Annotated in this window: 11 protein-coding genes; 5 read left to right on the forward strand and 6 right to left on the reverse strand. The window is 35.9% G+C overall.

Going from position 1 to position 14343, the window contains the following annotated elements:
* Positions 1-21: 21 nt before the first annotated feature.
* The 6 genes from EG359_RS05875 to EG359_RS05900 all read right to left on the reverse strand — a co-directional run bounded on the left by EG359_RS05875 (position 22) and on the right by EG359_RS05900 (position 5151).
* Positions 22-342, reverse strand: a complete 321-nt coding sequence (locus EG359_RS05875; RefSeq protein WP_123867282.1) for a hypothetical protein — start codon at positions 340-342, stop codon at positions 22-24.
* Between the two features lie 25 nt (positions 343-367).
* The gene (locus tag EG359_RS05880; RefSeq protein WP_076351048.1) at positions 368-1135 is read right to left on the reverse strand and encodes a DUF2314 domain-containing protein; all 768 of its coding nucleotides are present in this window, start codon (positions 1133-1135) and stop codon (positions 368-370) included.
* 139 nt (positions 1136-1274) lie between these two features.
* Positions 1275-2252, reverse strand: coding sequence for a hypothetical protein (locus EG359_RS05885; RefSeq protein WP_076351046.1), 978 nt, complete (start codon positions 2250-2252; stop codon positions 1275-1277).
* Entirely contained in the window at positions 2249-2620 is a 372-nt protein-coding gene (locus EG359_RS05890) for a hypothetical protein (RefSeq protein WP_228434861.1), read from the reverse strand. Before EG359_RS05890 ends, EG359_RS05885 begins: the two co-directional genes overlap by 4 nt.
* A 20-nt stretch (positions 2621-2640) precedes the next feature.
* Positions 2641-3726, reverse strand: coding sequence for a putative toxin (locus EG359_RS05895; protein ID WP_076351042.1), 1086 nt, complete (start codon positions 3724-3726; stop codon positions 2641-2643).
* A gap of 24 nt (positions 3727-3750) precedes the next feature.
* Complete coding sequence (locus EG359_RS05900; protein WP_123867283.1) at positions 3751-5151, reverse strand: transglutaminase family protein; 1401 nt, start codon at positions 5149-5151, stop codon at positions 3751-3753.
* Positions 5152-5774: 623 nt separating this feature from the next.
* On the opposite strand from EG359_RS05900, the gene EG359_RS05905 reads away from it, so the two are divergent.
* From EG359_RS05905 to EG359_RS05925, 5 genes are all read left to right on the forward strand, one after another.
* Positions 5775-6299 (forward strand): RNA polymerase sigma factor, encoded by a 525-nt coding sequence (locus tag EG359_RS05905; RefSeq protein ID WP_076351038.1) that lies wholly within the window; start codon positions 5775-5777, stop codon positions 6297-6299.
* 95 nt (positions 6300-6394) lie between these two features.
* Positions 6395-7225 (forward strand): FecR family protein, encoded by an 831-nt coding sequence (locus EG359_RS05910; protein WP_076351036.1) that lies wholly within the window; start codon positions 6395-6397, stop codon positions 7223-7225.
* A gap of 152 nt (positions 7226-7377) precedes the next feature.
* Positions 7378-10467, forward strand: a complete 3090-nt coding sequence (locus tag EG359_RS05915; RefSeq protein WP_076351034.1) for a SusC/RagA family TonB-linked outer membrane protein — start codon at positions 7378-7380, stop codon at positions 10465-10467.
* 10 nt (positions 10468-10477) lie between these two features.
* Positions 10478-11839: a RagB/SusD family nutrient uptake outer membrane protein gene (locus EG359_RS05920; protein ID WP_076351032.1), complete on the forward strand. Its 1362-nt coding sequence runs from the start codon at positions 10478-10480 to the stop codon at positions 11837-11839.
* The gene (locus tag EG359_RS05925; RefSeq protein ID WP_076351030.1) at positions 11839-14340 is read left to right on the forward strand and encodes a S9 family peptidase; all 2502 of its coding nucleotides are present in this window, start codon (positions 11839-11841) and stop codon (positions 14338-14340) included. Before EG359_RS05920 ends, EG359_RS05925 begins: the two co-directional genes overlap by 1 nt.
* The last annotated feature ends 3 nt before the right edge of the window (positions 14341-14343 follow it).

A 14343-nucleotide genomic window follows, 5' to 3' on the forward strand; every position in this document is an offset into this window, starting at 1 on the left:
AACTCTTAATCATATTGAGTATTAAATTTTATTGTTATCAAGATGATCAATGATTTCGATCACCAATACATCATCGGTTTTTTTATCATACTTCGCAAGGAACAAATCTATTAGTCGGCTTAATTCCTTTAATGAGCACAGACGTTCATAACTAATATTATCCTCTTTTAGCAATTCTCCCATTCCTCTTTTTGACTTAAAAAACCGATATTCTGTATCTGTACTAACAGAATGTTCTGCAAAAATTATAATCTTGTCAAAATCCAGGTCCATATACTGATCGCCTAACAGGGTAGTTAGTGAATTGCGTCTGATTGCTTTAATAATATTTTCTAATCTCATCTCTATTTGCATTTCATAATTAATTTCATTCAACAAGGTTCAATACTTTCCAGCCATCTTTACCAGAATACCATACCCACAGTCTATTTATAGTAACTGTACCGTCACTGTAAATAACCTTCTCCTCTATTAATTGCTGATCTTCTCTTTGATATTCAATGGTGAAAACCCTGTCTAAACCTTCAAATTTTGGAAACCCATTTAACTCTAACTCTTCAAAAAATGATACTTTCAAGGCTGATGTTATCATCTCATGGGTCTTCTCATTAATCTCCACAGAATGTTCTATCATAATATTCTCAGCTTCCTTTCTGAAATCTTTACAGGAAATAATTCCATCAAGATCTTTGAGACTATAAAACTCCTCAATACTTAAAATTGCACCTTCAGGCGTAGAACGATCTGGTCTGAAAAAATCATTACCCTCGTCAATTCGAAATCCACATTCTATTTCAAAATTGAGTTTTTCCTCTTCTCCCAGCGAATTCCAATAATGTCTTATAGAGTAGCCTCCAAGCATTCTTTGCCCCTCAATAATCATCCAGTCTATAGCTGTATTTAAAGGGACTTTTTTCGGCTCATTATTTTCTGACAAAACTCCACAGTAATAGCTATCTTCAATCCTAATATTTTCCAACCAAACAAAAATTCCATTCTCATTCTGAAATTTGATCGCAGAATAACCAGAATAACCACTTTTAACTAGCTCGTTGAAATACCAGATTGTGTTTTTTGCTTTATATAATAAATAGAGATATTCTTGATTTACCTCTAACTGAAAACTTTTATTCATGTTTCACAGGTGAATGTCACCGTTGTTTTAGGGTTATATTATTATAGTCGAGCAGACATCTTTTAATTTATAACTTTACACATCGTATTTTGGGTTATACAAAGCAGGTCAAACAGATCAATTTATCGAGGATTATTCATCATAAAATAGCTCTTATCCACTGTGCCGATTTCAAAAATCGTTTTGCTGTATCATCCCCCCATTGCGCCCCATAATCAAACTCAAAGTTTTTGCAATTGTCATTTTTCAAAACTGTATTGGCGGTTAGTAAAAGCTTTTTACTATCAATAGTTCCCGAAAGCTCCTGAAATTTCTTTTTCCAACCTGCGGATGGATTAGCACCACGCCCAGTATCAAAGAAATTAATAAGCTGAACTTTAATGTCAAAATCATCCCAATCGTCTTCAGCAATTTCTAAATTAAAAATGCCATTCAAGATTTTATAACAGCCCTGCTGATTTTCCACTTGAAATTTTTTCAAATAATCAATTAATGCGACATCTTTTGCTGATACTAATTTTAAAATCTTTTTAAAACATATAATATCATGGTGAAAGGCTTTTTGATGGATAATGTGCAGTATATTTTTCAAAGTTGAAAACTTAACATCGTTAGTAGCCTGTTTAAAAATACCACGAACATGTTCTATTTTTAGAATGTCTTCTATAAAATTACTATTGGGCGAAACGAAATAGTTATCTCTAAGATAAACAGTAATATGAAAAAAATCTTCTGGTGAATAGACAATCATCTTGTCCTTTACAAATTTGCCTATCAAATTATCTCTGAGTAAAGCACCTAATCTTACTACATATAATGACCTCAAAAAAGCATCATTGAATACGTTGTTGTAATGCAATAACTTAGGAAGAATGTATTTATAACACTTCCTTTCGATTTCTGATGAAATGAGTTCGTTGAATTTTGCTTCCAATTCTTTTTCTGTTTTTACCTGCTCCTCCTTATCATGAATTGCTTGCTCATGTTTCAAAAGCAATAAGTAAAACCAATTTTGAATTTTAATAAAATCACTTGCAGAAATATTTAGCTCTTTTGCTAAAATCTCTGATTTCGCAAATTCATCATTTTTAAAAGTCAAATATGGATTATCTGTCATGATTTTTTGAATAAATTCTCACCAAATATTACTTTCTTATTCTCAATTTTGTATGGATATAGCTGCTGATATTTGTCTTCTGGTGATAGGACAAACTCTACTACTAATACATCTTTTCCTTGATACTTACCATCCATAGCTATAGCATAAGCCCGAACATCTTCATCTTTAAGATCTTCATACGCTCCGGCCAATAAAACATCATACATTTCTTTTGAATCGGTTGATTCTGAGTAAGCGGAAATATAAGTCAGTTTTCCATTTGCTCTAACATAAGTAGCGTATGGAGCAAATTCACCATTTTCAAGTAAAAATTTTTCTGCTTGCTCTTTAATAGCTTCAAGCAATATTTCAATATTAGTCATCATTAAATATAATAAATTTAACACTACGCACAACCAGGAACACCGTTACAAGGATCTTTAGGTTTTGGTACAGGCATAAGCTTCGGCGCTGGAGCAGGAGTAACTTTCATATTATCTATTTTTGGTTTTGGAGGTGAAACATATCTTTGTATTTTAATACCTGAATTTTCTAAAGGCTTAGTAATTTCTGCTGACTTATTTAAATGTAATATTGCCTCCTGACCGTTGCCTTTAGAAATTTGTTGCTGACCCCTGAGTTGTTTCGTGAAAGACTGTTTAACTACATGCTTTATTTCAATTGTTCCACCTTCATCTGTCATTGCATCTGGAATCGTACGCCCTGTTTTCCCTGTTTTTGGATCTGTAAATTCATAAGTTTGCGTATTTTTATCCTTTCCCATTTCAGCAAGCTCCTTTTTCTCAACATATCGGCCAAAATTAAAACGTTCCTGTCGAGCTGAATTTTCTGCTGCTTTAGTTCCTACTTCTCCTGTTTTTGTAAGCGTTTCAATAACAGTTGGTTTAATTGAGGACTCCTCAAATAAAGGCATTAGCCGAAGCCACCAGCAACATCCATTAACCTCTTCTGGAGCTCTACCATCAGGATCTATAAACTTTAGTGGATTATTAAAAGACATGTTGTAGGGACTCCAACTACTAAATTCCTCACTTAGGGGATCGGGACTGATCCAGCGACCATGTGTGTCTCCGATCGGTTGAGCATCTGGATCGTCGAGATCCACTTCTAAAAAATCGACAACTTCACCCTTTTTTACATTAAATCGCACCGATCCAATAGTAACCACGCTATCCTGATCGTGAAATTCCAAGTATTTTCCCTTGCTTAACGTCGCAACCTTGGGGTAGTAGCCATATTTCTTAAAGGGATTTCCAGCTTCAATGTTCTTTCTTCTTCTTTCAGCTTCCTGAGGGCTCAGACTATCTCTAGTTTTTAGTACCTCAGTCATATAGGGGCGAGATCGCTCTTCCTTGGTCAGTTTAACGGGATTTACCCATTCCTTTTGTTTTGTGTTCTTTTTCTTTTGTTTTTCCTGCGCTTGCGAGAAACAAACGAGGAAAAGGAAAACAAAAAATAAAATCTTTCTCATAATTTATTTGTCTTTTGATTTTTTTTATAAAAATTCCTTTGGAATCTTGTAGATCTTTGGGGATTCTTTTTTCGGTGTGATTGGTTTTGGCTTTTTATTGGCTTCTTTTTGCTTTTGTGCATTTAGGATCTTAATCCTTTCAGCGATTTCATTACTTTTTTGCTGGTTTTCTGTACTCTTTAATGATCCAAGCCATTTTTCGTACTGATCAAGCGGCATCTGGGTAAAGCCTGATTGATCAATATAATCAAAGGCTATATTTATTTGGCGAAATTGATTTTCCAGTGGTGGATAATTACGGATATTTTGAAGCTGCTCTTTAATTTGAGGATCAATCCCAAACCTACTACAAGCCTGCATAAAGCGTACTTGATCCGTGTTACTCTTCCATAAGATTGCATTTATATTATTCGGATTGAGTATTAATGCTTTATCGAGAACTTTGGAGACAAATTCATCATAACCATATTTGTGGATATATCCGCTGGCAAGATCCACATAAGTCTGTGATAAGATCTCACGCTTAGTTAGATTCTGCATATATAGTTTGTTCTTTAGTGCTTCTGCTTTAATATACCCCGAATTAAGAACAAATGAATTTGCAGAAAACATCCCATTGGTAAGCTCAACACTTAACATTTCGCCATCAGCATCTTTAAACCGGATATAAGAGTGATTGGGTGACATAACCAAGTAAGCTTCCGCACCAATTTGTTCAGCTAAAATAAGGTATAACAAGGGCATCGAATGACACTGTCCTGTATTGGTTTTCATCAACTTGGAAACAAACATTTTGGAGTAATCCTTTGCGCCCATATAATCATCAAAATCATACTTCATTGCTTTGTGCACTACTTTTCCGTTAAGTTTACTGTCTTCCGCGAAGTATTTGAAAATGGATAAGTTTTTAGAAACATTATCAGAATCTTCAATTTCACTATTTTTTATTTCTTTACGAATGATATTTGTGGCTTTTTGGATTTGCCCCTGATAAGTTGACTGAAAATTTTTATCATTGTTATTGTATGCATTTTCGACTATGAAAACGGCATCAGCAATTGAATAACTTTCAGAATCAAGTTTTGAAAGATTTTCAAAAGCATTATAATAAGCGCTAGTTCCTTTCTTGTCTGACAATGGAGATAACTTAAAATTTCTTGAAAATGCTTCCGCACGAATCTCTGCGATCTGACGTTCAACTTCTTTATTTAGATGCTCTTGATCGGACTGGTAATTAACTTTCTTCTGTGGATTTACAAAATTTGGGTAATTATTCGTTCTAGAAGACAAATTGGATGTCTCATTCCGAATCACCGGAACACTATTTAAATTAGCTTGCTGAGGAGTCTCAGGAAGTTTTGGTAATCGTTGTCCATAACAATAACATCCAACTATAAAGTAGTAAAGTAAAATAATTTGTTTCATCGGTTTTATGTGTCCTTATAGGTTGATTTTGGCTTCGCAATATATTTATTTTATAAAAACTAAAACATAGGTATTTTCACGGAAAATTGAATTATTTACTTTGTTTAGTTATTCATTTCTAATTCTTTAAAAACAAAATTAAACTGCGATAACGTCAAAACCTGTCGTAATATAATCGATGTTATTACGAATTTGCACTTATGTATTTTTAGGGGTAAAATACAAAAGGCATGGAACTATGACGCTATGTTAGAGAGGTACTGCGAGAACCCGACAACCATATAGACGACCTAGCCCATGCCCATATAATGGTACACGGGCGTAAGTCTGTCAAATAATGGTTGTAAAGAAGATTCGCAGTTTTCTCTAACCAGTTGACAGCTTACGCTTTATTTTATTTTCGATAAATTTTAGGATGTAAATATATAAATATTTTTTAAACGAAATTTAATTTCACCATCAAAGGATGTAATTACACATATCTAGACAATTATTGAGCAATTCCAATTTTACATAAAATTATTCAAATAATTGTAAGATTCAATGCAAATCTATCACAAAAATTAACTTATTCAATAAAATATAATTAAATTTGTAACGCGAGACCTCCGAAACCTTTTGTAATGACTTTCTTCTCTAACCATATAATTGCTGTAGAGGATATGTATAAATCCATATATAATACATATCGGGAACGTGTGTTTCATTACATCAAAGGAAAAGTTAAGAACAGAAATGATATTCGTGATATCGCACAAAATGTGTTTTTCCACCTATGGGAATATAAGGAGTCGCTGGGAGGTACGAATACTGAAAATATAATTTTTAAGACCTGTAATCAGGAAATTTCAAAATTTTTCAAAACACAGCGAAAACATGTATTTGAAAATGATCATGCTATTCCTGAAACACCCGACGATGCTGTCGATCAGCTGGATTCCAAACTCAAAAAAGAACAACAACTGCAAGCGGTGCAGGATAGCATTGAATTGCTTCCGGCTTCAAGTAAGAAAATGTTTACAATGAACAAACTAGAGGGTGTCAGTCAGCAAAAAATTGCCACTCAGCTTAATTTGCCAAAAAAAACTGTGCAAAAACAAATTTCTAAAGCACTGATTTTTCTTAAAGATTTTCACAAAAACCCTTAAAAAAAGTTAAACTTGGTTAAATAAAGTTAATTTTTCACTCCCAGAGGGGATCTTTTTTCATTTCGTTCCTAAATGTAATAAAAGACCCTTTTCCTATGAACAATAATGAACCTTACGTAGAACCACTCACCCCACAGGAGGCAGAAGAGGATTGGCTCGCTATTATCGCTCGGATAAGAGCGCACGAAGCCAAAAAGAAAAAAAGAAAAATCACGCGCTTTGTATCTGCAATCGCAGCATCAATTCTGCTGCTAATCGGCACTATTATGACTTACAGAATGTATGTGTTACCTGACATTTACTTCGCTAAGGATAATGATCTGACAATAACTTTAAAAGATAATTCTCATATCATCCTTTCCAAAGGTGCAAAATTAACAGTATACAAAACCTTTCCTTCTGATACAAGGGATGTTTTTCTTGAGGGTAATGCAGTCTTTAAGGTCAGCAAATCAAAAGAGCATCCATTTATTGTACATGCTGGTTCCTACGAAGCTAAAGTTTTAGGAACTGTATTTAAAGTGGTGCAAACAGGGGCTACTTTTAAAGTAGATCTGTATGAGGGCAAAGTTCAGGTGAGCAACTCTACAAAATCCAAAGAATCTTATATCATACGGCCCAAAGAAACATTTTCAAATATGGGCTCCAATCAAGTTGCTACTGTAGCACCAACAGTCCATGACGATTTCAAAAAGAAAAAGATAAGCGCTACGCTAGCTTTTACCGACTTCTATTTACAGGATGCCTTAAAGATCATAGAAAGGACTTATGGGATTAAAATCATATTTCCCGAAGACCGGGCCTCTTCAAAAATATCTATTTTGAGTAAGGATGCCACGGTAGATCAGCTAATGGAAAATATTTCTATACAATTAAACCTAAATATAAAAAAAGCCAATGTTAATACTTTTGAACTGGAGGAGTAAACTCCGGTCTTTGATTACTGCGGACATGATCCCAGACATTTGCCCTAAGTTAGGTTGGACTTAATAGAGAAGACCGACGGGCGCAACCGTCGGTCCTGTATCCAACTAATAAAACTGAACGGAATTATTAATTTTTAAATACATGCAAAAATATGAAAATTTTATGCAGTGCCGCTGTATTTCTATTATTCGGCTGGCACGGGCTACATGCCCAACAGAATCTCTCCCAAATGAGGGTAAGTTTTGAAATCGGTAAAACTCCTGCAACAAAAGCAGTTGAAAAATTTCTAACCAAAAATAACATACCGTATAACTACTCTAATGATGACCTAAAAAATTATACGGTTCAACCGCTAAAGTGTAAGAACGAACCTGTAATTGATTGTTTAAACAAGCTACTAAGAGATATACCGGTTGAAGCTTTAATAAATAATAATAGTGTTATTATTCGACCAAAAAAGAACAAGATAACATCTGATAATATTGAATTGTCTGAACCCTCTATCGCAAAAGCAGATACCTTACGCGAAGCATCTAAAACTCAAACCATTGAAGAAGTTATCCTAAATGCTGGTTACTATAAAGTGAGAGACAAGGAACGCACTGGTAGTATTTCTAAGGTAACAGCAAAAGAAATAGAAAACCAGCCTGTTACCAATGTGTTATCAACTGTTCAGGGACGTATGACAGGGGTCAACATTATTCAGAATAGTGGTGTACCTGGCGCAGGATTTGAGATTCAGATCAGAGGACAAAACAGCTTAAGAACAGGAACTTTTACAGAACAAAACGGTAACGTCCCTCTCTATGTTGTGGATGGCGTTCCCTTTAGTGAAATAAGTCCCCAGAAATCTCAGATCTCATCGACAATCATACCCGGAGGGAATATCAACCCATTAAATACAATCAATCCTAATGATATCGAAAGCATCGAAGTACTAAAGGACGCCGATGCCACAGCAATCTATGGTTCAAGAGGAGCGAATGGTGTTATACTGATCACTACAAAAAAAGGTAAATCTGGCAAAGTAAGCCTGAATTTTTCTACCAATTATGGAATAAGCGAAGCTATATCCAATCTTACCCTGCTCAATAAAGATGAATATCTAAACATGCGCCGTACAGCCTATAAAAATGATGGTATTACTGCCTACCCATCAAATGCCTATGATGTAAATGGTGTGTGGGATCAGCAGAATGGAATTAATTGGCAAAAAATTTTGATAGGTAAAAAGGCTACGACCAATAATACCCAGCTATCAGCAAATGGAGGAAGCAAAACCACAAGCTTTCTGGTGAGTTTAGGTCATAACGAACAGACAACGGTATATGGACAGGATTTTAAATACACTTCTAATAATTTTAGCTCAAATCTATCACATCGCTCAGAAGATAACCGATTTCAGATCAATGTTTCAAATTTGTTCACACAACAAAAAAATAATGTTATTTATAGTGATCTGACAACAAGAGCGTTTACACTATCTCCTATATCACCTCAGCTCTACACCCCTGATGGTAGTCTGAACTGGGCTAACAATACATTTACAAATCCGCTAGCAGCCTATAATGCATCCTATAACAATGACACAAAGCTGTTCCAAACAAATTTAAACTCAGAATACAAGCTTTTTAAAGACTTTAAAGTTAAGGTTAACGCAGGACTAAATTATACGATGGTCGATGAGTTGGCCCTACAGCCAAATACCATCTATAATCCTAACATTGGAAGTGGCCTTTCGAGTGCAAATTCACAGGCACGCCAGAAAAAACAGAACATTTTCTCCTTTATTATAGAACCACAGGTAAACTGGGCAAAAAGCTGGGGCAAACATAATCTACAGATTCTTTTCGGAGGAACTTTTCAGAGTATGGTCAGAGATACCGAAGAAGAGCTGGGTTTTGGTTTTGAAAGCAATCAGTTCATCAGTAATATAGCCGCTGCAAAAACTATAATGATGTTGGAAAACTCCAACATTGAGTACAAGTACGCCGCAATCTATGGTAGGCTTAACTATCAATTTAAAAATAAATACATACTGAATTTAACAGGCAGACGCGACGGTAGCAGTCGTTTTGGCCCCAATAATAGATTTGCAAATTTTGGTGCCATAGGGGCAGCCTGGAATTTTTCGAAAGAAAACCTTTTAAAAAATCTGGAATGGTTAAGCACAGGTAAGTTACGTGCTAGTTACGGATCTGCTGGAAGTGACAATATCGGTGATTTTCAGTTTCTTAACAATTATATTGTTTCATCAACATTGATCTACAACAATATTACTGGCCTATCTCCTTCCCGTCTTTACAATCCGGATTACAGCTGGGAAATAACGAAAAAAATAGAAGCCGCAGTTGAACTGGGCTTTTTTAAAAATAGATTAAACCTCAGTACAGCCATGTATCGCAACCGCTCTTCAAGTCAGTTGGTTGGATATCAGCTTTCCGCAGTGACAGGATTTTCCAGTGTTATGGCAAATCTGAACGCGACTATAGAAAATAAAGGACTGGAAATAGAAATTACAGGTCGCCCGATCGCAAAGAAAGACCTGCAATGGGAATCAAGTTTTAACATAAGCTTCCCCAGTAACGAGCTGCTATCATTTCCCGGACTGGCAGGCTCATCCTATGCAAATCAATATGTTATTGGCCAGCCCACAAATATTGTAAAATTATATCAGTTCGAGGGAATCGACTCATCAACCGGTCAATATAGATTCAAGGATTTTAATGGTGATGGTAAAATTACTAGCCCGGAGGACCGACAGGTTGTAGCCGATATTGGCATCAAATATTTCGGTGGATGGAGCAACAATTTCCGATACAAAAACTGGGATTTATCCATTCTCTTTCAATTTGTTAAAAAGAAAGGTTGGAATTACAACTCCATCATGTCACTTCCGGGAACAATGAGCAATCAGCCTACACAAGTACTTGACGTTTGGTCACCACAGAACCCTACAGGTTACTACATGCCATACAGTACCTTAAACACGAATATACATAACCTATTCCGTACTAGTACTGCCGCAGTTTCTGATGCTTCCTTCATACGTTTAAAAAACATTCAGCTTGCGTACACGCTACCACTAACTGAGGGTACATTCAAAAATGTAAAAATTTACTTTCAGGGCCAGAACCTCTTGACCTGGACAAAATTTTTTGGCGTAGACCCTGAAGCATTGACATCTGGTTTTTTACCACCACTCCGAACATACTCTTTCGGAATTCAATTTAACCTTTAAAAAAAAGAAAATGAAAAAGATAAATTTTGTCATACTGATGATATTAATTTTAACAGCCGCATCATGCGATAGATTATTAGATGTAAATACACCTGACAACCAGATCGACCAAAGTAAAGTTTTCGAGGATATTCAGACAGCAAATGCTGCTCTTGCTGCACACTATGCCGATCTGATGAAAAGTTCCCCAATTGCGGGCGGTGATCTTGAGACTTATTTGAGCTCATATACAGATGAACTCCGAAATTATACGACAACCGCATCTGATAGCAGAGATCTGTTTTTAAATCTGCACACAGATACAAACAGTATCATGCTGAACGCGTGGGCAACCGCTTACAGGCACATCTACACTGCGAATGCTATTATAGAGGGAATTTCAGGTTCACAAGGAATTTCAGCCAGTGACAAAAACTGGTTCCGCGGACAGGCTCTACTGACAAGAAGTATTATGTTCTTCTATTTAAACCAACTTTATGGAGATATTCCCTATCCTGAATCAACAGATTACAAAGTCAATAATGTCATTGAAAAAACATCATCAATCACCGTACTGACAAATTTGGAAAGTGATCTTCTGGAAGTCTCTTCGCTACTTCAAAATGAATATAAAGATCCCGAGAGGATTTACCCGAACAGATTTGTAGCGAAACTACTACTGGCTAAAGTATATATGGCGGGGCAGAACTGGGATAAAGCTGAAATTTTATTGAAAGAAATTATACAGAGCCCCATGTATCAGATCGAATCTGACATTACAAAGGTTTTTACAAAATCTGGAAAAGAAGTAATATGGCAACTAAAACCTAACAACAATGCTTCTTTACAGCAGGCCACAATATTTTATTTCACCAATTCATTACCAAATATTTACGCAATTTCGGAATCGTTGATCAACACATTTCAGGATAATGATCTCCGTAAACAGAACTGGATAGGACGTGTAGATTTCAACGGCGTTTCCTACTACAGAGTGGAGAAATATAAAAACCGTAATAACACCAATACCAACGAATATTCGATTGTGTTTAGGCTTGAAGAAGCCTATCTCTTACTGGCAGAAACACTTGCTCAGGAGAATAAGGTTGATGAGGCACTGCCCTACGTCAATGCAATAAAACTGCGCGCGCAACTTGCTCCTCTTACAATGCCAATCTCTAAGGAACTACTTCTGCAGGAGATCCTACTTGAAGATAAGAGAGAATTTTTTGTGGAAATGGGACATCGTTTTCTGGATTTAAAAAGAACAGGAAAATTGAACACGCTACAAGCGACAAAACAAAACTGGAAAGATTTCCATCAATTATGGCCAATACCTCAAAAAGAAATTCTTTTAAATGCTAACCTGAAACCTCAAAACCCTGGATATTAATGTTGACTATAATAAAAATATTACTGCTGTTTACAGGTTGTATTTGCGTTTCGGGACAAAGCTATCCGGACACTATAACAGCCTGGAAAACGAAGTTCGCCAAATTGGGAGGAGCACCAAAACTTTCTCCCGCAGGTAAATGGATATCTATCAATAAATTTTCCAGGAACGCCACAGACACTACCTACGTTGCTGAAAGTCTGTCTGGAAAAAACCTCCACAAAATAGTGGGCAGTGCCACCTTTTTAAATGACCAGCTCGTCATAGGAAAAAATAGGGATAACGTTGAAGTTATCAATCTTCAAAATGGAAGTAAATCTTTGCACGAAAATATCAGCAATGTTTATGCATTAACTGCTCTAAATCGATATGCTCTGCTAACAAGGGCAAAGACAATCGAAATATATGATCAGAGCGGTAAATTAGAACAGTTAAACAATATCGAGGGATTTGGTATCAATAAACAAAATAGATTGTATGTGGTACGCAAAGTTGAAAACAGCCATGAAATCTGGGATCTCTCCTCTAAACATATCCGTTGCGCTTATAGTACACCTCATAATATAAGAAAAACCGATATTAGTATTTCTGGTGACAAACTATTTATTACCGAAGGGATTAAAGGTGAGCCAGATGACCAGCTTGTAATCGTTGGAACAACTGGAACTGACATTAAAATTCCAATACCCAAACTGGCAGAAATAAGTTTTACAGAAATCCAGAAAGGTAAGGCATTCCTACTGGAGGCGAAGGTTAAATTTGACGAGATTCACAAGGAGGATGTAGAAATTTGGTATGGTAATGATACGTATCTGGGACAGGATAAACTGTATTTTAAAGCCAAATCACAAAAATTCTGGTTTTATAATCCGACTAAATCCATCATTAAAGAGTTAACATCGACCAAAGGATTCGAAGTTAAAGCGCTAAATAATGAAAGATTTTTCTTAACCTATATTCCCCGTAAAGACTTCAATTACCTGACATCTAATCTCAGTCCAGAAGACCTCAATGATGCGCATATATATGATAGCTTTTCGGATACCTTCATCCCCATCGGCAATTTTAAGGCGGTCAGAAGGTTAAACCGCAGAAAGGTACATAAAACAATTTTTGAACAAGTTATATCTTCGCCCGATGGCACCAGATTTATTGCGAGCACAGATGGACTTAAATGGACTTTATTTCATGTTTCAGGAAAAACTAAACGTGTAATAGACAAGGAAGGATTAGAACTTCCTGTCTTTTCGCAAGACGGTGAAAATATCTTTTTTGAAAGTTCGGATGACCTCTGGATTTATAACCTCAAGAAAGAACAGCTTAGTCCAATGAATATTGCACATGGTCAAATAACTAGGATTAAAGACAACGTTTATAAAAATGATAACCGCGCTCCATCTCTGTCTGTGCAAGAACCACTGTTGGTTGAAGGTTATAGTTTGCTGAACAATACAACCTCCTACTACCTTATCGAAAATAGAAAATCAAAAACAGTTATTCCGTCTACTGATAATCGGATCAACCACATCGTATTTGATCAAAAGTTTAGGAACTTCTATACTGTAGAGGAAAATTTCAATAAACCACCGTTTTTACGGCACTATAGTGGAGCAAAGACAGCAAAGATAATCATGGAATGCGATGGAGGCGATAAAAATGCTAACAGGATCAAACAGGAAATCATCACTTTTGATGCCATCGGAAAAAAACTAAATGGTATTTTATACTATCCTACTAATTTTGATCCAAAACGGATATATCCAATGGTTGTTCACATCTACCAAAGACAAAGACAGGAGTCAAATGAATATCTTTCACCCAATAATGAGTTTCCAGTAGGATTCCAGATAAGGACTTTAATTGAAAGAGGCTACTTTGTCTTCCTACCAGATATTTTATACAATGACTCAGGTACCGGGTTATCGGCGCTAGAATGTGTAGAACGAGGTTTAGACCGCGTGCTGAAGAACCCCAATATTAACGCGACAAAAATTGGGCTCGGGGGCCATTCACATGGTGGATATGAGACAAATTTTATCGCCACCCATTCAAACCGATTTGCCACTTACGTTTCCGGAGCTGGTAACAGTGATATTATTCGCTCCTACTATTCCTATAATTACAACTTTATCAGTCCCTTTTATTGGCAGTTTGAAAATGAACAATATGAACTGGGTAAATCCGTTGCAGAAGACAAGTCTTTATATCTGAAAAACAGTCCGATTTTAAATGTAGAAAAAGTGAATGCCCCAATACTCCTATGGGCGGGCAAAAAAGATGAAAATATTCAATGGGATCAGGTAATGGAATTTTTTATTGGCTTAAAACGCTATAAAAAAAATGTTATAGCTTTATTTTATCCAAACCAAAGCCATGCTTTTATCAACGGTACATCAGCTGAACAAGATCTTAGTACACGGATAATACAATGGTGGGATTACTATCTGAAAAATGAAAAAAATATAGACTGGATCAATCAATTGAAAAAGGATGCCGATTAGGCA

This window comes from Chryseobacterium joostei (genome assembly GCF_003815775.1).
GTDB classification, from domain to species: Bacteria; Bacteroidota; Bacteroidia; order Flavobacteriales; family Weeksellaceae; genus Chryseobacterium; species Chryseobacterium joostei.

Bases quoted from the DNA above. Each gene is read 5' to 3' on its own strand.
- EG359_RS05905 (WP_076351038.1), top strand. From the start codon at position 5,775: ATGACTTTCTTCTCTAACCATATAATTGCTGTAGAGGATATGTATAAA.
- EG359_RS05925 (WP_076351030.1), top strand. From the start codon at position 11,839: ATGTTGACTATAATAAAAATATTACTGCTGTTTACAGGTTGTATTTGC.
- EG359_RS05885 (WP_076351046.1), bottom strand. From the start codon at position 2,252: ATGACAGATAATCCATATTTGACTTTTAAAAATGATGAATTTGCGAAA.
- EG359_RS05875 (WP_123867282.1), bottom strand. From the start codon at position 342: ATGAGATTAGAAAATATTATTAAAGCAATCAGACGCAATTCACTAACT.
- EG359_RS05900 (WP_123867283.1), bottom strand. From the start codon at position 5,151: ATGAAACAAATTATTTTACTTTACTACTTTATAGTTGGATGTTATTGT.
- EG359_RS05915 (WP_076351034.1), top strand. From the start codon at position 7,378: ATGAAAATTTTATGCAGTGCCGCTGTATTTCTATTATTCGGCTGGCAC.
- EG359_RS05890 (WP_228434861.1), bottom strand. From the start codon at position 2,620: ATGATGACTAATATTGAAATATTGCTTGAAGCTATTAAAGAGCAAGCA.
- EG359_RS05920 (WP_076351032.1), top strand. From the start codon at position 10,478: ATGAAAAAGATAAATTTTGTCATACTGATGATATTAATTTTAACAGCC.
- EG359_RS05880 (WP_076351048.1), bottom strand. From the start codon at position 1,135: ATGAATAAAAGTTTTCAGTTAGAGGTAAATCAAGAATATCTCTATTTA.
- EG359_RS05910 (WP_076351036.1), top strand. From the start codon at position 6,395: ATGAACAATAATGAACCTTACGTAGAACCACTCACCCCACAGGAGGCA.
- EG359_RS05895 (WP_076351042.1), bottom strand. From the start codon at position 3,726: ATGAGAAAGATTTTATTTTTTGTTTTCCTTTTCCTCGTTTGTTTCTCG.